This is a genomic window from Bradyrhizobium sp. MI1.7, from assembly GCF_055811795.1.
Genome location: NZ_JBVVPO010000047.1, coordinates 1 through 19,273, shown reverse-complemented (window position 1 = coordinate 19,273; position 19,273 = coordinate 1). Strand labels below are relative to the sequence as shown.

The 19,273-nt window shown below is 65.7% G+C and carries 16 protein-coding genes; 7 read left to right on the top strand and 9 right to left on the bottom strand.

All coding sequences use genetic code 11. The features are described 5' to 3' along the window. Positions 1-141: 141 nt before the first annotated feature. Complete coding sequence (locus AC0L3X_RS32330) at positions 142-1,494, bottom strand: Nramp family divalent metal transporter (protein WP_283016753.1); 1,353 nt, start codon at positions 1,492-1,494, stop codon at positions 142-144. 166 nt (positions 1,495-1,660) lie between these two features. Between AC0L3X_RS32330 and AC0L3X_RS32325 the strand changes: the two genes are divergently transcribed. After that, entirely contained in the window at positions 1,661-2,905 is a 1,245-nt protein-coding gene (locus AC0L3X_RS32325) for an MFS transporter (RefSeq protein ID WP_135215699.1), read from the top strand. Here the strand turns inward: AC0L3X_RS32325 and pdxR are convergent. Beyond that, on the bottom strand, positions 2,902-4,386 hold the full coding sequence (gene pdxR, locus AC0L3X_RS32320; protein ID WP_283016754.1) for a MocR-like pyridoxine biosynthesis transcription factor PdxR: 1,485 nt from the start codon (positions 4,384-4,386) through the stop codon (positions 2,902-2,904). The genes AC0L3X_RS32325 and pdxR overlap by 4 nt on opposite strands. Before the next feature lie 161 nt (positions 4,387-4,547). Between pdxR and AC0L3X_RS32315 the strand changes: the two genes are divergently transcribed. Further along, positions 4,548-5,111, top strand: coding sequence for a pyridoxamine 5'-phosphate oxidase family protein (locus AC0L3X_RS32315; RefSeq protein ID WP_282525117.1), 564 nt, complete (start codon positions 4,548-4,550; stop codon positions 5,109-5,111). Here AC0L3X_RS32315 and AC0L3X_RS32310 read toward each other — a convergent pair. Further along, complete coding sequence (locus tag AC0L3X_RS32310; protein WP_063982846.1) at positions 5,108-6,367, bottom strand: adenylate/guanylate cyclase domain-containing protein; 1,260 nt, start codon at positions 6,365-6,367, stop codon at positions 5,108-5,110. The two genes, AC0L3X_RS32315 and AC0L3X_RS32310, sit on opposite strands and share 4 nt — an antisense overlap. Positions 6,368-6,542: 175 nt before the next feature. Between AC0L3X_RS32310 and AC0L3X_RS32305 the strand changes: the two genes are divergently transcribed. Together AC0L3X_RS32305 and AC0L3X_RS32300 are read left to right on the top strand one after the other, a co-directional pair. Further along, positions 6,543-7,700: an MFS transporter gene (locus tag AC0L3X_RS32305; protein ID WP_283018885.1), complete on the top strand. Its 1,158-nt coding sequence runs from the start codon at positions 6,543-6,545 to the stop codon at positions 7,698-7,700. Between the two features lie 31 nt (positions 7,701-7,731). Beyond that, positions 7,732-7,923 (top strand): hypothetical protein, encoded by a 192-nt coding sequence (locus AC0L3X_RS32300; RefSeq protein ID WP_071913207.1) that lies wholly within the window; start codon positions 7,732-7,734, stop codon positions 7,921-7,923. Here AC0L3X_RS32300 and AC0L3X_RS32295 read toward each other — a convergent pair. The 3 genes from AC0L3X_RS32295 to dmeF all read right to left on the bottom strand — a co-directional run bounded on the left by AC0L3X_RS32295 (position 7,920) and on the right by dmeF (position 10,774). Beyond that, positions 7,920-8,798, bottom strand: a complete 879-nt coding sequence (locus AC0L3X_RS32295) for a DMT family transporter (RefSeq protein ID WP_354132553.1) — start codon at positions 8,796-8,798, stop codon at positions 7,920-7,922. The genes AC0L3X_RS32300 and AC0L3X_RS32295 overlap by 4 nt on opposite strands. Before the next feature lie 81 nt (positions 8,799-8,879). Beyond that, on the bottom strand, positions 8,880-9,713 hold the full coding sequence (locus AC0L3X_RS32290) for an N-acyl homoserine lactonase family protein (protein ID WP_283016756.1): 834 nt from the start codon (positions 9,711-9,713) through the stop codon (positions 8,880-8,882). Positions 9,714-9,799: 86 nt separating this feature from the next. Next, the gene (gene dmeF / locus AC0L3X_RS32285; RefSeq protein ID WP_283016757.1) at positions 9,800-10,774 is read right to left on the bottom strand and encodes a CDF family Co(II)/Ni(II) efflux transporter DmeF; all 975 of its coding nucleotides are present in this window, start codon (positions 10,772-10,774) and stop codon (positions 9,800-9,802) included. 194 nt (positions 10,775-10,968) lie between these two features. Here dmeF and AC0L3X_RS32280 point away from each other — a divergent pair, with 194 nt between their 5' ends. Beyond that, positions 10,969-11,787: a chromate resistance protein ChrB domain-containing protein gene (locus AC0L3X_RS32280; RefSeq protein ID WP_283016758.1), complete on the top strand. Its 819-nt coding sequence runs from the start codon at positions 10,969-10,971 to the stop codon at positions 11,785-11,787. Continuing rightward, positions 11,787-13,172, top strand: a complete 1,386-nt coding sequence (gene chrA, locus AC0L3X_RS32275) for a chromate efflux transporter (RefSeq protein ID WP_283016759.1) — start codon at positions 11,787-11,789, stop codon at positions 13,170-13,172. The genes AC0L3X_RS32280 and chrA overlap by 1 nt, the downstream gene beginning before the upstream one ends. On the opposite strand, the gene AC0L3X_RS32270 is transcribed toward chrA, so the two are convergent. After that, positions 13,169-14,794, bottom strand: coding sequence for a hypothetical protein (locus AC0L3X_RS32270; RefSeq protein ID WP_283016760.1), 1,626 nt, complete (start codon positions 14,792-14,794; stop codon positions 13,169-13,171). The two genes, chrA and AC0L3X_RS32270, sit on opposite strands and share 4 nt — an antisense overlap. A gap of 356 nt (positions 14,795-15,150) precedes the next feature. On the opposite strand from AC0L3X_RS32270, the gene AC0L3X_RS32265 reads away from it, so the two are divergent. Next, positions 15,151-15,882: an outer membrane protein gene (locus AC0L3X_RS32265; protein ID WP_283016761.1), complete on the top strand. Its 732-nt coding sequence runs from the start codon at positions 15,151-15,153 to the stop codon at positions 15,880-15,882. 2 nt (positions 15,883-15,884) lie between these two features. On the opposite strand, the gene AC0L3X_RS32260 is transcribed toward AC0L3X_RS32265, so the two are convergent. Together AC0L3X_RS32260 and AC0L3X_RS32255 are read right to left on the bottom strand one after the other, a co-directional pair. Continuing rightward, positions 15,885-17,429, bottom strand: coding sequence for a GMC family oxidoreductase (locus tag AC0L3X_RS32260; RefSeq protein ID WP_283016762.1), 1,545 nt, complete (start codon positions 17,427-17,429; stop codon positions 15,885-15,887). Positions 17,430-17,433: 4 nt separating this feature from the next. After that, entirely contained in the window at positions 17,434-18,984 is a 1,551-nt protein-coding gene (locus AC0L3X_RS32255) for an ABC transporter substrate-binding protein (protein WP_283016763.1), read from the bottom strand. Between the last annotated feature and the right edge of the window lie 289 nt (positions 18,985-19,273).

The window sequence follows — 19,273 nt, the reverse complement described above, 5'->3', positions numbered from 1 at the left end:
CTTGTTTCCCCCGCGGCGCCCGCGGGTGCTCGCCGGGCTCTCCCCCTCCCGGGGGGGCGGCCCAACCCACCCCCCCCCCCCCCCCGCGCGGGCGCCCCCCCCCCCCCCCCCCCCCACGACGGCGGTGTGTTGGGCGAACACTCACCCGAACAGTGTATCCACCAACAACTTCACGTTCAAAACCACGATCACGCCCGCGACGATCCACGCGAGCGCCGCGACTGACGTGGGTATCGCGAACTTCCCCATCTTGCGCCGATCCGAGACGAAGCGGACCAGCGGGATCACCGCAAAGGGCAGCTGCATCGACAGCACGACCTGGCTGAACACCAGCAGATCCGCCGTGCCGCGCTCGCCATAGATCGCGGTGACGACGATCACCGGGACGATGGCGATGCCGCGCGTCAAGAGGCGGCGCGCCCAGCTCGGCAGGCGCAGGTCGAGAAACCCTTCCATCACGATCTGGCCGGCGAGCGTCGCTGTCACCGTCGAGTTCAGGCCCGAGGCGAGCAGCGCAATCGCAAACAGCGTCGAGGCGATACCGAGGCCGAGCAGCGGCGACAACAACTCGAAGGCCTGGCCGATCTCGGCGACGTCGGAATGGCCGCTCTTGTGGAAGGTCGCGGCTGCCACGACAAGGATCGCTGCATTGATGAACAGTGCCAGCATCAGGGCGATGGTCGAATCCGTCGTCGCCCATTTGATCGCCTCGCGCCGGCCGGTGTCGTTGCGCTCATAGGCGCGCGTCTGCACGATCGAGGAGTGCAGATAGAGATTATGCGGCATCACGGTCGCGCCGATGATGCCGATCGCGATGTAGAGCATTTCCGGATTTGTGAAGATCTCGGTCTTCGGCATGAAGCCGTGCAGGACTTCCGCCACCGGCGGCGCCGCGGCCACGATCTGGACCAGGAAGCAGACCGCGATCACGACAAGCATCGCGATGACGAACGCTTCGAGGAAGCGAAAGCCGCGGTTCATCAGGAGCAGCAGCAGGAACGCATCGAGCGCAGCCAGCAGCGCGCCGCCGATCAGCGGAATGCCGAACAGCAGTTTGAGCGCGATCGCTGTGCCGATGACCTCGGCGAGATCGCAGGCGATGATCGCCGCCTCGCAGGCGAGCCAGAGCAGGAAGTTCACCGCCGGCGAATAGGTCGCGCGGCAGGCCTGCGCGAGGTCGCGGTCGGTGACGATGCCGAGCCGAGCCGCCAGCGACTGGAGCAGGATCGCCATCAAATTCGAGAGCAGGATGACCGAAAGTAGCGTGTAGCCGAACTTCGACCCTCCGGCGAGGTCGGTCGCCCAGTTGCCGGGGTCCATGTAGCCGACCGAGACCAGGTAGCCGGGCCCGACAAAGGCAAGCAACCGCCGCCACCACACCCCCGCCGTGGGGACGGCGATCGTGGCGTTCACCTCGGCGAGGCTCTTGGTAGCAGGCGCATCAGTGCGCCAGCCGGCGGCATCTTGGGTCAAATCGGGGGAGCGGGCATCCATATCAGCAGAATACCGAAGTCGAAGCTTATTGCAACTCATTTGCAACTGCATCTAGCCGATGAGGTCCCGACGCGGCGGTTATCCGCCTCCCTGTCGGGAAGCGGGTGGGTTTGGCCGTCCTCGGGGGCGGATACTGGCGCCAACACGACTTTGCAGGAAATGCGCCATGTCAAACCCGCTTCGCCTCCCCGACACCTTCAACCGCCTCGCCTGGTCCAACCTGGCGGCGCAATCGGCCGAGCAGATCGCGCTGGCCGCGGCCCCGATCGTCGCCGTGCTCACGCTGGGTGTTGCGGAAGGCCAGACCGGCCTGCTCCAGACCGCCCTCACCCTGCCCTTCGTCCTGTTCGCCATTCCGGCCGGCCTGCTCGCCGACCGCATCTCCCGCCGCTCGCTGATGGCGGGTGCCGAAGCGCTGCGCGCGGTCGCGCTGGCGGCCATCGTGCTGCTGCTCACACTCGGCGCGCTCAATTTGCCGCTGCTGGCTCTGCTCGGCTTTGCCGCCGTATGCGGCACGGTCGTCTACAGCGTGGCAGCGCCGGCCCTGGTGCCCTCGCTGGTGAGCGCGGAGCTGTTGCCGTCGGCAAATGCCCGCATCGAGCTCGCCCGCACCATCGCCTTTGCAAGCGGGCCTGCGCTCGGCGGCGCGCTGGTCGGCTGGTGGGGCGCGAGCCCGGCCTTCGGCTTCGCCGCGGCGCTCTCGGCCATCGCCGTCGTGCTGCTCTCCGGGATCTACGAGCCCACCCGGACGCCCTCGCCGCGGCGCCATCCGTTCCAGGACATCCGCGAGGGCGCGGCCTTCGTGTTCCACCATCCGCTGCTGCGGCCGGTGTTCATCACCCAGTTCATCTTCAACACCGGCTGGTTCCTCCAGATCGCCGTGTTCGTGCCCTATGCGGTACGCCATCTCGGCCTGACCGCCGCAGGCGTCGGCACCGTGCTGACGATGTACGGCGTCGGCATGGTGATCGGCGCACTGTTCGCCACGCGCGTGATGAAGCGCATCGCCTTCGGCACGGTGGTCGGCCTTGGCCCGGTCACGGGTTTCGTCGCCGCAGTGGTGATGGCGCTGACGGTGCTGGTCCCCTCGCCCTGGCTCGCGGCCTTGAGCTTCTTCCTGCTCGGCGTCGGGCCGATCCTGTGGGTGATTTCGACCACGACCCTGCGCCAGTCCGTGACGCCGCCGCGCCTGCTCGGACGCGTCTCCGCCATCAACATCATGAGCTACGGCGCCCGCCCGCTCGGCTCGGCGCTTGGCGCGATCGTCGGCGGCCTCTGGAGCGCGGAGGCCTGCCTGTATCTCGCAGCCGCCGTGTTCGGCGTGCAGGCGCTGGTGATCTGGCTGTCGCCTGCAGTGGCGCTGGACCGGCAGCCGGCCATGGTGGGGGATGAAGTGCCAGCGCGGTGCTAGTCCGGTACGCAATCAGCGGCGATGGCCCGCGCCAGTCGGGCGACCGCCGGCGCAATGGTCTGCTGCGGGTAGCCGCTAAAGCCCAGCATCAGCGCCGACTGCGCCGGCGCCTCGATATAGTGGCGGCTCATCGCGCGAACGGTGACGCCGTGCTCGCGAGCGGCCCGTTCGATCTTCACGTCGGAAAGTCCCCGTCGCGTGTAGGCAACCAGGTGCATGCCCTGGTCCGGCGGCTCGACCGACAAATGGTCGCCCAGGCGCCGCCTCAGTGCGGCAACGAGGGTATCGCGCTGGCGGCGGTACACTTCCCGCATTCTGCGGATGTGGGCTGCGAAATGCCCCTCTTCCATGAAGGCCGCAGCAACGGACTGGCAGAGGCTCGACGGTTGACGGTCGATCAGATAGCGCGCGGCAACGAAATTCCGCACCAGCGGGTGTGGTAGCACGGCGTAGCCAAGCCTCAATCCGGGGAAGAGCGCCTTGTTGAGAGTTCCGACGTAAATGACACGGCCGGCCTCATCCAGGCCCTGAAGCGAAGCGAGGGGACGGCCGCCGTAGCGGAATTCGCTGGCGTAATCGTCCTCGATGATCCAGGCGCCGGACTCGCGGGCCCAGGCGAGAAGTTCGAGGCGGCGCGCCATCGACAGGGGAACGCCTGTCGGAAACTGGTGCGAGGCCGTTATGAAAACTGCGCGCGCCTTCGGGGCGCGGCGGATCCCTTCCGTGACGTTGACGCCGTGCTGGTCAACCGGGATGGCGCAAACCTTCGCGCCTGACGCAGCGAGCGTAAGGCGGGTCAGGGTATAGCCGGGGTCTTCGATCCAGACCTCCTTGTCCGGCCCGGGCATGACACGTGCGACGATGTCCACGGCTTGCTGCGTGCCGGCGGTGATCACGATCTGGTCGACCTCGCAGCGCACGCCGCGTGCGGCCCGAAGATAGTCGCAAACCGACTTGCGCAGCTCCAGCAAGCCACGCGGATCGCCATAGCCGAGATGATGTCGCTCAAACGATCGCAGCGTGCGCGCCGTGAGTTTGCGCCACAATTCGGCGCTACGTGCATCCAACAGCGTGCGACCCAGGTTGAAGGGACGCTCGTCATTTTGCGTCGTCACATCGACGAAATCGCCGAGGCCGTGAAAGGAGGCCGCGCCTGCCGCGGCCGGTGCCGCCCTTGTCTTGCGGCCATGAGGCGCGGCAAACGGTTCAGGCAGATCGGACGCAACGTAAGTCCCCGCCCCCGTCCTGCCGAAGGCATAACCTTCGGCTAGCAGCTGCTCGAAAGCCGAAACAACTGCGGTACGCGAGACGCCGAGCTGCGCCGCAAGGTCGCGCGTCGAGCGCAACTTGGCCGCCGGACGAAGCGCTCCGGACAGAATTGCCGATCGTAGCTCGAGGTAGATCTGGCGGAATACCGGCGCCTCCGCCGTACGGTCGACGCTGAAGGAATAGAGTTCTGCCCAGCTCTGCCTGCTCTTCACGGGTCCTCGTCCGACAGGTGAGCCGCACGTCGAGAAGTGGTATGCCGCAATAGGTCCGAGTGGACCTTTGCTCAAGACCACTATTTTTCTATCCTGTTTCGGATAACAAGGAAACCTGAAATGTCCGCTCATTCGGATGGCGGCGCGGAGCGTCTTGCACCATGAGTTCACCGCAAATCCGTCGCGAGGACCGCGCCATGTCGCAGGAGCGGATCCTGGAGATGCTGGCACGCGGATATGCTGGCCATCTTGCGACAGTCAGCGAGGACGGGTTTCCCTACTGTATCCCGCTCCTCTATCTCTGGCTCGACGGTGAGGTGTATCTGCACACGACGGCCGCCCGGGGACATCTGCGCGCAAACATCGAGCGAGATCCCCGCGTCTGCATCGAGATCGATGAGCACGAAGGTGTCTTCGACTATGGCCGGTTCGAATGCGATTCCGGTCTCGCCTATCGAAGCATATGCCTGTTCGGCCGCATCCGGGTCGTGGGCGACACGGGCATCAAGCAGCGGTTCTGCGAAACGTTGATGGCCAAATACGGCAAGCCGGATACGACGCGACCGAAGGGGTTCTTCCCGCGGCTCGACATCATCACCGTCTACGCCGTCGCCGTTGAGCGCATGACCGGCAAGGAGACTTCGATGCCGCCGCTTTCCGAACAATGGCCCGCCAAGGATCGAACGAAAACGCCCAATGTCTCGGCCCCTACGATCCGCCGCTAATTCGCCAGATACCGCTCGTAGCTCCCGGTCACCGGCTCGCTCGTATCGACCTCGGGATCGAGCGTGTAGAGGTCCTGCGCGCGGCCGATGCCACGCAGCGCGTAGCGGCCGGTGGAGACGAGGTAGCGGCGGCCAGTGGCGTCCAGGCCCTTGTAGAACTCGGCCGAGGCCAGCAGCTCGCGGTCGACCGAGCGGCTCATCGAGGCGATGCGACTGACCTCGTTGACGGTGGGGCCGACGACGGTGAAGTCGAGCCGGTCCGCGCTGCCGATATTGCCGTAAAAGACCTCGCCGACATGCAGGCCGATATAGGCCGACGTCGTGGGACGGCCATCGGCCTCCCGCCGCTTGTTCAGCGCAGCGACGTTCTTGCGGAACAGATGCTCGGCGCGCAGCGCAGCGCGTCGCGCATCCGACATGTCCTCTCCCCAGAACATCGCGAGCACGCCATCGCCGATCAGCTTCAGCACGTCGCCGCCGGCATCGTGGATCGCGTCGATCACGGCCTGCGCATAGTCGTTGAGGAACGGGATGATCTCGTCGGGGCCGATGCTCTCGCTGATCCCGGTCGAGCCGCGCAAATCCGAATACCACAGCACGGCATTGATGCGCTCGGTGACGCCGCGCGTGATGCGCCCGCCCAGCACCTGCGCGGAGGCATCGCGACCGAGATAGACGCGGCCGAGGGTTCGCGCGATGTCGACCTGCTGCGCCGACTTGATCGCGAGCCCCAGCACCGGCACGAGATCGCGCAGAGCTTCGAGCTCGGGTTCGGAGAAGCCGCTGTCGCGGCGCGTGGTCCAGCAGGAATAGAGGCAATCCATCAGGCCGAGCGCGCCGTTCTCGCCGAAGCGATGCACGAAGGCGAGATAGTGCTTGTGGCCTTTTTCCGCGAGCTCGCCGATCTGCGAGAAATCCATCGAGGGCGCGTCGGCGAGATCAATCACCATCTCGTCGTTGCCGTGCTCGAGCATGTGGAAGAACACCGAGCGGCGCCAGCTCCTGGCGGCGTCGCCTTCGGCGGTCGAGCCGTATTCGAACGCGTCGCTCTCGTTGCTGGGACGATCGCTCCAGCGGAAGCCGCGGCCCTCATAGATCGGATGCAGCGTGTCGATCACGACGAGCCCGCGCGAGAGTTCCAGCCCTTCGGCGCGGCAGCGCTCGCAGAAGCCGCGGAGCAGCTCGTTTTCGGGCAAGCCCGTCAGCCCTTGGCCGGTCAGCCAGTTCATCAGCGCGAGGCGCGAGGTCAATTGCATGCGCCATTATGGCGTGCATTCGTGACGAGCGAAAGGCCACGCGCGAACCGTGCGCAACCAAGGCTCCCGTCCGCAGCAGATCGAATATGTCGCGGACGCTGTTGACGCACTCTCGCCGCGGGCCGCAAATGCAACCGATGACACCGCCGCACACCGAGACCAGAATCGCACCGAGATGAGCCAGCGCCAGCTTCCGATCATCCTGGCGCTCGGCACCACGCAGACCCTGGCCTGGGCTTCCAGCTATTACCTGCCGGCGCTGCTCGCCGATCCCATGGCGCGCGACCTCGGCGTCTCCTCCAACTGGATCTTTGGCGCGTTCTCGGCCTCGCTCGTGATCTCGGCGATGCTCGGCCCTCGCATCGGGCGGCAGATCGATCTGTTCGGAGGCCGGCAGGTGCTGTCGGTCTCGAACCTGACGATGGCCGCCGGTCTCGTCCTGCTCGGCCTCTCGCACTCATTGGCGGTGATGGCGTTCGCCTGGCTCGTGCTCGGCATCGGCATGGCGATGGGGCTCTATGACGCCGCCTTCGCCGCGCTCAGCCGCATCTACGGCACCGAGGCGCGCAGGCCTATCACCGGCATCACGCTGATGGCAGGCTTCGCCTCTACCGTCGGCTGGCCCCTCACCGCCTGGGGCCTGTCCCATATCGGCTGGCGGGAGACCTGTTTCGCCTGGGCGGCCGCCAATCTCCTGATCGGCCTGCCCCTGAACTTCTTCATGCTGCCGGCGATCAAGGGCGCCGGGCAGGCCGCGGCGACGGCCGAGAAGCCGCATTTGCCGCTCGACCGAACCATGGTGCTGCTCGCCTTCGTCTTCGCGGCGGTCTGGACCGTCACCGGCGCGATGGCCGTCCATTTCCCGCGCCTGCTGGAGGCCACAGGCGCGACGCATGTCGAGGCCATCGCGGCCGGCGCGCTGATCGGCCCGGCACAGGTGGCCGCGCGCATTCTCGAAGCGGGCTTTCTGAGCCGCTTCCATCCGCTGTGGTCGACGCGCCTTGCCTGCGTCACCCACCCCCTCGGCGCCGCCGTCGTCGCCATCTTCGGCGCGCCCGCCGCAACCGCGTTTGCGCTGCTCCACGGCTCGGGCAACGGCATTCTCACGATCGCGCGCGGCACGCTGCCGCTGTCGATCTTCGGTCCGAAGGATTTCGGCTACCGCCTCGGCATCATCGGCGCGCCGGCACGGATGGCGCAGGCCGTGGCGCCGCTGGCCTTCGGCCTGCTCATCGACGTCATGGGCGCCAAGGTGCTGTTGGTCTCCTCCGCGCTCAGCCTCTCGGCGCTGGCCGCGCTGTTCCTGATCCGCGCCGAACGGCGCCCGGATTGACCGCGCAGCCCCTTTCGCGCACAAGCGGGCCATGAGCGAAGACAACAGCCCGCCCCGCACCTTCAAAGGCCTGCTGCGCTGGGCAACCACGCCGCCACAGGCCTGGGGCGTCTATCTCCTCGCCATCATCCTGGTCTGGCTGCTCTCGTTCTACGCCGGCACGCTCAAGCCGAAGAAGACACCGGACGCCAGCCCGCCCCCGGTCACGGCGCCGCGCAACTAGGCCGGCTTCGCCTGGCTGGTCGCGATCCAGATGCCGGCGAACACAGCAACCAGCCCGATCAGAAGGTTTGCGGTGATCGACTCGCCGATGAGCAGCGCCGCAAGCAAGGTCGCGGCAATCGGATTGACCGTCATGGTATTGGCAACGCGGGTCGGCGTCGCCCGCGCCAGCGCCATCACCCAGAGGATGAAGGCGAGCGCGCCGCCGCCGATGCCGAGATAGATGCCGGCGATCCACTGCGCCGTCGTGAAATGATCGAGCGCCGCAAAGCTACCCTTCACGAACCCCGCCAGCGCCAGCACGCCGGCGCCCGCGCCCATGCCGACGGTGAGAAAACCCAATGCGCTTGAGCGCTGCATCAGCGGGCGCGACAGCACGTTGTAGAACGCCATGCAGAACACGGCACCGGTCATGATCAACTCGCCGCGCCAGGCGCCGGGCGGGCTCTGGGCGAGCCCCGCTGCCAGCGCGGCTGTCACACCGAGCACGGCGATGCCGACGCCGATGATCTTGCGCGCCGTGAGCCGCTCGACGCCGAGGATCGCACCGACCACCATGGTGTGGAGCGGCAGCGTCGCCAGCGCGAGACTGGCGCGCGCAGCGGTCGTGTAGGACACCGCGATATTGTAGAGGATGAAGAACAGGCCGAAGAAGCAGGTGCCGAGCAGGGCCACCGCCGGCCAGTCGGGCCGCTGCGGCCAGCGCACGCCAAGCAGCAGCGCGCAAGGCAACAGGCAGAGAAAGCCGATCCCCCAGCGCAGGATCGCCAGCAGAACCGGATCGGCGCCGCCGACGAGATAGCGGGTGATCGCCGCGGCGGTGCCGCCGAGGCTGCTCGACGCCAGCGCGATCGCAACCCCGGCCCACTCTCCCACGATCATCTCCTGTCGCGGAGCTTTCCTGGGCCGTAGCACGCTGCTGCTGCCAGCGTCATGGCAGCAGCCTCGGCGCAAACGCTAGTCGTAAAACTCAGGCGCCATCTTCTGGCTGTCGCGCTGGGCCTTGTCGTGGTTGATCCAGAGCTGCGCCTTCTCCTTGGTCAGCGTGTCGGCGATCTTCTGCATCGACGCCGCGCTCTGGTCCTTGTTGGCGTTCATGCTGGGGACGCGGCGGTTGTCCCAATTGTCCTTGAAGTGGACGGCGTCGCCCGACAGCACCACCGCGCCGGTTTTCGGCAGTTTCACCAGCAGCGACTGGTGTCCCGGCGTGTGGCCGGGCGTCGACAGGATGGTCAGGCTGCCGTCGCCGAACACGTCCTTGTCACCCGCGAGCAACTCGACCGGATGCGAGGGCTTGAAGCGCGGTTCGTTGTTGGCGCCGGGCCAGTCATATTCGGCCTTCTGCACGTAGAGCATGGCCTGCGGGAACAGCTCGACATTGCCGGTGTGGTCGGGATGCGTATGCGACACCGCCATCGCCTTGACGTCATCCGGCTTGAGGCCGAGCTGTTCGAGCTGGGCGGCCAACGTCTTCGGCCGGCGCCAGGCGACGGCCTTGGGATCGGCGGGGACAAGGCCATTCGGCATGGCGGCGACGGCATCGGCGATGCCGGTGTCCCACAGGAACCAGCCCTTGCTGCTGTGCTTGATGAGATAGCAGCTGTCGACGAAATCCATCGACTTGCCCTCGTTCAGGCCGGGCGTCCAGCGCGAGATGTCCCCGGCGGTGCCCTCCCCGCAATTGAGGACGTAGAGCTTTTCGACGCCCGATTTCTCGGACTGCGCAACGGCCGCGTGGCCGGACAGAGCCAGCGCGGCAACGGCGAGAGCAAACTTGATCCTGGGCATCATCCTTGGTCCCTCTTGCAGAGCCGTGTATGGCTGCGACCGAGGATCAACCCCGGCCGCGACGCCGAATTCCGTTTCGGCAGATCACATCAATGCGGACAGGTCTCGACCTCGACCGTGATGTGGCTCAGGCCCTTCAGCCCAGCGAGCCGCTTCTTGTAGACGGCCGGCTGCTTCGGCTTGTCCGACACCACCGAGACCAGCACGGCGCAATGGCCGGGCCCGACCTGCCAGAGATGCAGGTCGGTGACGCGGTCCTCTCCGACCTCCATGCGGGCGCGGATGGTGCGTTCGAGCTTCTCGTCGGCGCGCACGTCGAGAAGCACCGCGCCTGATGACTTGACCAGGCCGAACGCCCAGCTCGCGATCACGGCGCTGCCGATCAGGCCGACGGCCGGATCGGCCCAGACCCATCCCGAATACATCGCGACCACCAGCGCTGCGATCGCCAGCACCGAGGTCGCCGCATCGGCCATGACGTGGACATAGGCCGCACGAAGATTGTTGTCGTGATGATGGTGGTGATGACCGTGATCGTCGTGATCATCATGCGCATGCCCAAGGCCGTAGTCATGGCCGTGGTCATGGCCGTGATGATGGTGATCATGGCTGTCGCGCAGCAGCCACGCGCTGGCGAGGTTGACGCAGAGGCCGAGGGCGGCGACCGCGATGGCCTCGCCATAGACGATCGGCACCGGCGTGAACAGCCGCAGCACGCTCTCATAGGCGATCTCGACCGCGATCAGGCCCAGGATGATCGCGCTGGAGAAGGCGGCGAGGTCGCCGAACTTGCCCGTGCCGAAGGTGAAATGCGCATTCCCCAGGTGTCGGCGCGCGAAACGGTAGGCGAAAGCAGCAATGCCAAGCGCGGCCGCATGCGTGCCCATGTGCCAGCCGTCGGCAAGCAGCGCCATCGAGCCGAACAGCGAGCCGGCGACGATCTCGCCGACCATCATCACCAGCGTCAGGACGACCACGAGCCAGGTGCGCCGCTCGTTCTCATCGTGCTTCTCGCCCAGAAAGACGTGGTCATGGGTCCATTGCTCGGTCGAATGGGAATGCATCGAAAAGTCTCCGAAAGGTCCGGTCCGTTGACCCGCAATATAGACCTGCGGAATGTCCGGGCAAAATCAAGTCAACGAGCCGATTGACAGCCCGGGGCGGTTTCGTTGTAATGACGCTCATGGGGATTGAGCGATCTCCCCACGAGGCGACAAGCCCAAGTATCGCGTCCCGTTTGTTCTTACGAGGGCGCATCATGTCTTCCTACACAACGATATCATCTGAAAAATTGGCACGGCTGATCGGCACGGCGAACGCCCCTGCCCTGATTGACGTGCGCACGGACGAGGATTTTGCCGCAGACCCGCGACTGATCCCCGGCTCGATCAAGTTCAGCCACAGCAACGTTCCGGACTGGGGCGGCGAATTTTCCGGCCGCTCCGCCATCGTCGCCTGCCTGCGCGGCGCAAAGCTCGCGCAGGGCACGGCGGCCTGGCTCAGGCAGCTAGGGGTCCAGGCTGAGACGCTGGAAGGCGGTTTCGAGGGCTGGAAGGACGCAAAGCTGCCGCTGGTCGATGCTGCAAAACTGCCGCCGCGCGACGCCAAGGGCCGCACCGTCTGGGTGACGCGGGCCCGGCCGAAGGTCGACCGCATCGCCTGCCCCTGGTTGATCCGCCGCTTCGTCGATCCCAACGCGGTGTTCCTGTTCGTCGCGCCCTCTGAAGTGGTCGCCGTGGGCGAGCGTTTCAACGCGGCGCCGTTCGACATCGAGAACGTGTTCTGGAGTCACCGCGGCGAGCTCTGCACCTTCGACGTGATGATCGAGGAGTTCGGGATTGCAACACCGCCCCTGCTGCGGCTTGCCACGCTGGTCCGTGGCGCAGACACCGCGCGGCCCGACCTCGCGCCGGAAGCCCCCGGCCTGCTCGCGGCCTCGCTCGGGCTGTCGCGGATGTACGACGACGATCTCGAGCAGCTCGAAGCCGGCATGACGCTCTACGACGCCTTCTACCGCTGGTGCCGCGACGCTACGGCCGAGACCCACAACTGGCCGACCAACAAGGTGAAGGCGTGATGGACACCCGCGCCAATCCAACGGAAGCTGATGCCGGTCACGGCATCAGCTTCGGCGAAGCCTTCCGTGTCTGGCTCCGCGTCGCCTGCCTGAGCTTCGGCGGCCCCGCGGGCCAGATCGCGGTGATGCATCGCATCCTGGTCGAGGAGAAGAACTGGATCTCCGAAGGCCGATTCCTGCATGCGCTGAACTACTGCATGCTCTTGCCGGGACCGGAGGCGCAGCAGCTGGCCACCTATGTCGGCTGGCTGATGCATCGCACCGCCGGCGGGCTGATGGCGGGCGGGCTCTTCGTCCTGCCCGGCATCATCGCGATCATGGGCCTCAGCTACATCTACGCGGCTTTCGGCAATGTCAGCTTCGTCGAGGCGCTGTTCTTTGGGCTCAAGGCCGCCGTGCTCACCATCGTCCTCGAGGCTGTGGTGCGCGTCGGCAAGCGCGCGCTTAAGAACCGCATCATGATTGGGCTCGCCGCAATCGCCTTCGTCGCGATCTTCTTCTTCGCGGTCCCCTTCCCGATCATCATCATCGCCGCCGGCGTGATCGGATATGTCGGCGCGCGGGCCGGCCGTCCGGAGTTTGCCCCGGCGGCTCACGGTCCCGGCGGCAGCACCGCCGTGATCGACAGCATGCTCGGCGAAGCCGTTCCCGAGCATGTGCGCCCCAACACCGCGCGCGCGATCCGCGTCGGTGCGCTCTGGCTCGCGCTCTGGCTGGTGCCGGTGATCGCGCTGCTTTTGATTCTTGGTCAAGCCAGCGTGTTCAGCCAGATCGCGCTGTTCTTCTCGAAGATGGCGCTGGTCACGTTCGGCGGCGCTTATGCGGTGCTGGCATATGTTGCGCAACAGGCAGTCGAGCATTATCACTGGCTGAAGCCGCACGAGATGCTCGACGGTCTCGGCATGGCCGAGACCACGCCCGGCCCGTTGATCATGGTGCTTCAGTTCGTTGGCTTCATGGCCGCCTATCGCGATCCAAGCGGCCTGTCGCCGATGCTTGCAGCGACGCTTGGCGGATTGCTTGCGACCTGGGTCACGTTCACGCCCTGCTTCCTCTGGATCTTCGTCGGCGCCCCCTATATCGAGCGCCTGCGCGGTAACACGGGCCTCGCCGGTGCACTCAGCGCGATCACCGCCGCCGTCGTCGGCGTGATCCTTAACCTCTCGATCTGGTTCGCGCTGCACACGCTGTTCCGCGAGACCGTGCCGGTGCACGCCTTCCCGCTGTCCTTCGACAGGCCGGTGCTGACGAGCGTTGACGTCCCGGCGCTGCTGCTGTCGATCGCGGCCGCGACCGCGATCTTCCGCTTCAAGCTCGGCATGCTCACCGTGCTCGCCGGCAGCTGCGCCGTGGGTGTGGTGCTAAGGCTGGTGGGCCTGATCTAGGCCGCGGCAGCCGCACGACCGGGGTCGAACTCTCCGTCGCGCGGCTCGAGCAGGCGCGACGGTTGCTCCGCGCCCGGCTGCGCCGAGGGACGCTGCGCGGCATCGCAGGTGCCGCGCCACTGCTCGATCAGATCGAGATTCGAATTGGTGCGGAGCGAGTCCTCCAGCGCCGGCATCGCGCTGGCGCCATCGGCCCCCTGCAAAATCCGATCGAACTCCTCGGACCTTCCCTGGAGTCGCGCCTGCCACGAAGCCCACAGCAGCGAGCTCGCCGTGCGGATACCGTGCGTGCGTAGCTTTTCGCGTGCGCTGCCTCCTTCCTTCGGCTTGGGCTGCGGCCCAAGCTGCGTGTAGAGGATGGCCTGGTCGGTCCAGTCGATGATCCGCTCCGGCGGAAGGCGCGTGTTGAGCAAGAGCTCGACGATGTCGGCAGTCGCCATATTCGGGACGTTCTCGATGTCCTCCTCCTCGAGCCTGACCTCGTGCCAGACGGTGAGACCATCGAGATCGCTGATCGGCAATTGCGAGACCATGCTCGGCAAGATGAGGCCCGCCGCCTTCTTGAACATCTGCTCCACGACCTGCCAGAGCACGCGCGGGAATACGCCGAAGACGAAGCCGGCGAGCAGAAGCAGATGGTCGTTCGCGCTAGACACAGCCGTGAAGGTCCAGATCCCGATGACGGCCAGAATGATGCGCAGCGACACCGCGACATAGGCGCTGCCACCGAGATCCTCCAGGACGTAGCGGCGAAACAGCATCTGGAGCGAGAAGAAATAGGCGCCGAGGAACGCGAGCTGGACCGGCGTGCCCGACGGCGTCAGCGCCTGCACGCCCGGACTCACGGTGAAGACAACGTCGGCCTGATACGGCGGCAGCGTGACAAACCAGCCGAGCGAAATCAGCACCGTGGCGAGCAAGACCGGGACCGTCGCAGTCGAGAGTGTCGTCACGCCGCCGGTATCCGCCCTTGAATATTTGCCGAGACGGCCGCTCAGCACATCCGCATAGACGTTCGGCGCAAGCTCGCCATAGATGGCTTCGAACTTCTGAAGATACCCCTGAACGCGACGTCCCCGGATCGCCGCATCCTCGTTCCGCACCTGGCGCAACAGCCCCAGACGATCGAGATTGACCAGGTATTCGTTCAGCAGGCTCGCCTTGCGCGTTCCGACGAAGAGATACCACATTGCGCCGGGCAGCAGGCACACCACGGCCAGGAACACGCCGCGCAGCACCGTGTACTGGTAGAATTTGCCGAGCGAGGCAACAATGGCCACGATCGACACCAGCACCAGCATGAAGAATATGAAGAGCCCCGCTCGTGTGGACGCCTTGCTCTCTCTCAGCCATCGCTGCCCGATCGGCATCAGCAAGATCGTCGGGATGACGACAGCGGCGAACACCACGATCGGGATGATCACCTGGCGTGAGTCCCAGATGAAATTGCGGAGCGGCTCCACGCTGAGGACCACGATGAAAACGCCGCCAAGAAATGGAATCACCTCGAAGAACGATTCCAGCCGTTTGGCGAATCCGGATGCGGGCGCCGGAGCTTCAGACTCTGCAAGGTCCGCCTGAGCCGACTCGTCGGCGGGCACGGGTTTTGGAGTGTCGCTCATTGCCAGACCTCCCTTCATTGCGGGAACAGCGTCTGAAAATGCGAACCGCCAGCGCTTATCGGGCATGGCGTAATTTGAGCCGAACTCCGGCCATGGTGCTGGGTCAGCCAGCACTGTCGAATGCTAGCACGACCCCGCTGTGACCGCTGTGAAGTGGTTCACCTTCGATGGCACCAGGTAAAATCAGCATCGACGTCAACGAGCCGTCATGCTCGCCGCGTGCATCGGATCCGAGCGTGACATTTGCGCCACGGCTCTACCCCAAATTGTGCACATCATGCGAATTGCACTTTCCCGAGCAGCGGCATTTCTGGCAGACATGTGCCAAGTTGTCGCAGGCGGGAATGGGGACTGACATGGGGCGTTTCGCGGTCGCTTGGGTGGGCGGGCTTTTGGCATTGGGATTTTCCAGCGCGGCCTTGGCGGCTGATCTGGCGGTGAAGGCACCTCCCCTCGCGCCTATCCCCTTCACCTGGACCGGTTGCTACGTCGGCGCACACGTCGGCGGTGTCGTCAGCGACGACCGGACCACCAACTCGCTTGGAAACTCTGTCTCCTTCAGTTCAACAGGCTTCGTTGGGGGCGGACAGGTCGGCTGCGACTATCAATTCGCGACCAGATGGGTCGTGGGTGCCGAAGGCCGTGCTGCCTGGAGCAGCCTCCGCAACTCGCACGCCGGCACCGTCAGAAACCTCGTGACCGGCGTCGTCGTCCCCAGCCAGTTCACGATGAGCAACGACTTCCTGGCCTCGGCCACCGCGCGGCTCGGCTACGCGTTCGCTGATCGCTGGCTGGTGTTCGTCCGGGGCGGCGGCGCCTGGACGCGTGAAAAGCTTGACGATGCCTTCACGCCCGCTGGTGGCGTCCCCGTCAATCCCAGCGGAGCCAGCACCCGAACCGGCTGGACCGCCGGCACCGGCGTCGACTGGGCGTTCGCGCCGCACTGGTCCGCGGTTTTCGAGTACGACTATTACGACTTCGGCGACCACAGCGCGTTGCTGAGCAATGGGGCCGGCACGACCGTCAACATCTTCAGCCTGAAGGATCGCATTCACGCCGTGACGGCAGGCGTGAACTATCACTTCTAGCGCTAACGCATCATCATCCGCGCAATCGCCTCGCCGATCACCACCGTCGTGAAGTGGGTATTGGCGCGGCAGTCGGACGGCATGATCGAGGCGTCGGCCACGCGCAGGCCGCTTATGCCCTTCACCGTGCCATCAGGGTTGACCACGCCGTCAGCGTCGTTAACGCCGCTCATGCGGCAACTGCCGGCGGCATGCTGGATGTCTCCGGTCTCGCGGCGCAGCAGCGCATCGAGCTCGTGATCCGGCAAGGCCGCAGCTTGCGGCAGCGTCAGATCGGTGTCGGTCAGCCTGATCCAATCGGCAATGCCTGAAAGCGCCGGCTGCGAGGTGATCACGGCCAGCCGTTTCACCGCGTCCATCATGCGCAGCATGTCGCGGGGATCGGCAAGCATGTTCTCCTCGACGATGGGATCGATCGCCGGATCGGTCGAGGCCAGCTTGAGCGTGCCGCGCGAATAGGCGTTGAACAGGCCGGCGCCGATCGCTCCAGGCACGCCGATGCCGCGGTGGTTGAACGCGATCAGGATCATGTCGCGCTTGCCGCCATCGGCGAGGCCGGAGGAATAGGTCACGCAGCAATTGGTGTGGCGGGTGTCCGGATCGGTCGGCCGCAGATTTTCGTGGAGCTGGACCGTGACGCGAAACAACGGGTGGTCGAAGAAGTGGCGGCCGACCGGCAGATCGCGCTCGACCGCGATCCCCATCGCCTTCAGCTCATCCGCCGGTCCGATGCCAGAACGCAGCAGGATCGCCGGACTGTGGATGGCGCCGGCGCAGAGCACGATCTGGCGCGCGCTGATCTCGTGGGTGCCCTGCCCTTCGAAGTGAACACGAAGGCCGGTCGCCCGGCCGTCGCTGATCAGCACGCGATCGACCAGCGCGTGCCCGCGAATCTCGAGATTGGCACGGCCGCGCGCCGGCTCGAGATAACCCTCGTTGGTCGTGATGCGGCGGCTGTCCCGGCTGTTGATGGGATAGCAGGCGACGCCCTCGCCATCAGGACCGTTGAGGTCGGCGCACCAGGGATAGCCGCTCGCCAGCGCCGCATCGCGGAGGCCGCGGTCGATCGGGCCCCACTTCTCGGGCGGAGCGCGATAGACCGGCAGCGGTCCGCCGCTTCCATGGCCCGGGGCGTCACCAAATTCCAAATCATCCTCGATCACCGAGAACAGCGGCATCACGTCCTTGGCCGACCAGCCGGTGCAGCCATTGGCTGCCCATTCGTCGAACGCGTCGGCGACGCCGCGGATGGCAATCTGGCCGTTCATCATCGATGAGCCGCCAAGCCCCTTGCCGCGCCAGTAGAAGCGCGGCTCCTGCCCGGCCACCCGGCGCGTCAGGAGATCAGGCCATTGCCATTTCTCCTGGTACTCACGCTTGTGGATGATCGGGATCGGATTTGGCGTCATCACCTCCCAGGGCGCCTCGTCGGCGCGCCAGTCCAGCCCCGCCTCGAGCAGCAGGACACGCCGTGCGGGATCCTCGGAAAGCCGTGCCGCAACAGCGGCGCCGGCGGAGCCGCCGCCGACAACAATGACATCGTACATCGCGTTACTTCTCAACGTTCCAGAACACCGGGATGGCGGACGGTATCAGACCGCGCAGCGTGGCGCGATAGGCCGCCGGCTGCGCGAACTGGCCCCACGGGATCGCGGGCGCCTGATCGTACATGACGCTCTGAATCTCGCCGGCGATCTTCTTGCGATCCTCCTCGGCAGGCGCCTTGGCGAAGGCCTCCATCAAGGGTGTGATGCGCGCATCGCATTGCCAGCCGGTGAAGTCGGCGCAGTTGAAGGCGACCATGACGTTGGTCAGCGGCGAGCCCAGATCAAAACCGCCGGCGTGGACGCCATAGACGCTCCAGCCCTCCCTCTTGGCGCGGCGCGCCAGCACGCTCGCCCAGTCCATCACCTGGAGATCGACGTTGAACCCGGCCTGCTTCAGCCGCTCAGCCAGCACCTGCGCCGAGACGCGCGGGGCTTCGAGGTCGTTGGCTTCCATGACGACCACGGGCTCGCCGGCATATTTGGTCGCCTTCAACGCGGCTTTCGCGGCTTCAATCGACGTCTTCGCGGCCGCTTCCGTGCCCGCCTTGCTCTCATAGGTGGTGCCGCAGGTGAAGAACGTCGCGCAGGGAGCGGCGTATTTGGCATCGAGCCCGAGCGCATCCAGCACCTCGCGCTGGTCGACCAGCTTCCACAGCACGCGGCGAATTTCCGGATCATCAAACGGCTTCGATGCGGCGTTGAGACGATAGGCGCCGGCGAACATGTTGCCGCCGGTGAAATTGACCAGCTTGACGCGGGAATTCTTTTCCAGCTGCGGCAACAGATCGAACGGCGCATATTGCATGAAGTCGACCTCCCCGGCCTGCAGCGCGGACGCGGCGGTCGCACCATCAGGGATGACGCGGATCTCGAGCGTGTCGATGCCGACGCGCTTGCCGCCGGCGAGGAAATCGGCGGGCTCGGGGCGCGGCACATAGTCGGCGAATTTCTTCAGGATCATACGATCGCCGGTGCGGTGATCGGCCTTGCTGTAGACGAACGGGCCGGAGCCAATGATCTCCGTGATGCGCTGGTCGCCGGGTGTTTTCGCGATGCGCTCGGGCATGATGAAGGCGACGGGGCTGACGGGATTGCCGAGCGCATCGATCACGAGGCCGGACGGCTCCTTCAGCGTCAGCACGAAGGTTTTCGCATCCGTCGGCTCGAGCGAGGCTGTGATCGCGAAGATCCGACGGCCGAGAGCGCTGCGGGTGCCCCAGCGGCGCAGCGACGCCATGCAATCGGCCGCCGTGACCGGCTGGCCGTCATGCCATTTCAGGCCGTCGCGCAGCGTGAACGTATAGGTCAATCCGTCGGATGAGACTTTCCAGTCCTGCACCATCTGCGGCTTGATGTCGCCCTTGGAGTCTTTCGCAAAGAGCGTGTCGAACACCATGTAGCCAAACGTGCGCGAAATGTAGGCCGTGGAAAAATGCGGATCGAGCGTGACGATCTCCGCCTCGAGCACTGCAACGAGATTGCCCGCCGCATGCGCGGGCGCCGCGACCAGCGCGAGGCCGAACAGCGCCGGAATAAAAGCCTTCAGTTTGAACATTGTGCCTTTTGCTTCTTCTTGAGAGTTCATTTGCAGGCAAAGAAAAAGCAATGTTCGTGCCCGATCGACGCAGGCACTTATGCGCTCACGCCTATCTGCCAAGCGTTTGCGCCACACTCGCTGTCATCGCCCGCGAATGCAGGCGATCCAGTATTCCGGAGAGGGGCGTGATGAAACCGAGAAGCCGCGGCGTACTGGATGCCCCGGTCAAGTGTTTAGCCCGGACAGATCACTGACGGGTGTTCGGAGACATAGCTGACACATCAACATTGGCTGGATTGGTCCGATT

What these genes read in the sequence shown, in the direction of transcription:
- AC0L3X_RS32330 (WP_283016753.1), bottom strand. Translation starts at nt 1,494, where the DNA reads ATGGATGCCCGCTCCCCCGATTTGACCCAAGATGCCGCCGGCTGGCGC.
- AC0L3X_RS32325 (WP_135215699.1), top strand. Translation starts at nt 1,661, where the DNA reads ATGTCAAACCCGCTTCGCCTCCCCGACACCTTCAACCGCCTCGCCTGG.
- AC0L3X_RS32315 (WP_282525117.1), top strand. Translation starts at nt 4,548, where the DNA reads ATGAGTTCACCGCAAATCCGTCGCGAGGACCGCGCCATGTCGCAGGAG.
- AC0L3X_RS32310 (WP_063982846.1), bottom strand. Translation starts at nt 6,367, where the DNA reads ATGCAATTGACCTCGCGCCTCGCGCTGATGAACTGGCTGACCGGCCAA.
- AC0L3X_RS32305 (WP_283018885.1), top strand. Translation starts at nt 6,543, where the DNA reads ATGAGCCAGCGCCAGCTTCCGATCATCCTGGCGCTCGGCACCACGCAG.
- AC0L3X_RS32300 (WP_071913207.1), top strand. Translation starts at nt 7,732, where the DNA reads ATGAGCGAAGACAACAGCCCGCCCCGCACCTTCAAAGGCCTGCTGCGC.
- AC0L3X_RS32290 (WP_283016756.1), bottom strand. Translation starts at nt 9,713, where the DNA reads ATGATGCCCAGGATCAAGTTTGCTCTCGCCGTTGCCGCGCTGGCTCTG.
- dmeF (WP_283016757.1), bottom strand. Translation starts at nt 10,774, where the DNA reads ATGCATTCCCATTCGACCGAGCAATGGACCCATGACCACGTCTTTCTG.
- AC0L3X_RS32280 (WP_283016758.1), top strand. Translation starts at nt 10,969, where the DNA reads ATGTCTTCCTACACAACGATATCATCTGAAAAATTGGCACGGCTGATC.
- chrA (WP_283016759.1), top strand. Translation starts at nt 11,787, where the DNA reads ATGGACACCCGCGCCAATCCAACGGAAGCTGATGCCGGTCACGGCATC.
- AC0L3X_RS32270 (WP_283016760.1), bottom strand. Translation starts at nt 14,794, where the DNA reads ATGAGCGACACTCCAAAACCCGTGCCCGCCGACGAGTCGGCTCAGGCG.
- AC0L3X_RS32265 (WP_283016761.1), top strand. Translation starts at nt 15,151, where the DNA reads ATGGGGCGTTTCGCGGTCGCTTGGGTGGGCGGGCTTTTGGCATTGGGA.
- AC0L3X_RS32260 (WP_283016762.1), bottom strand. Translation starts at nt 17,429, where the DNA reads ATGTACGATGTCATTGTTGTCGGCGGCGGCTCCGCCGGCGCCGCTGTT.
- AC0L3X_RS32255 (WP_283016763.1), bottom strand. Translation starts at nt 18,984, where the DNA reads ATGTTCAAACTGAAGGCTTTTATTCCGGCGCTGTTCGGCCTCGCGCTG.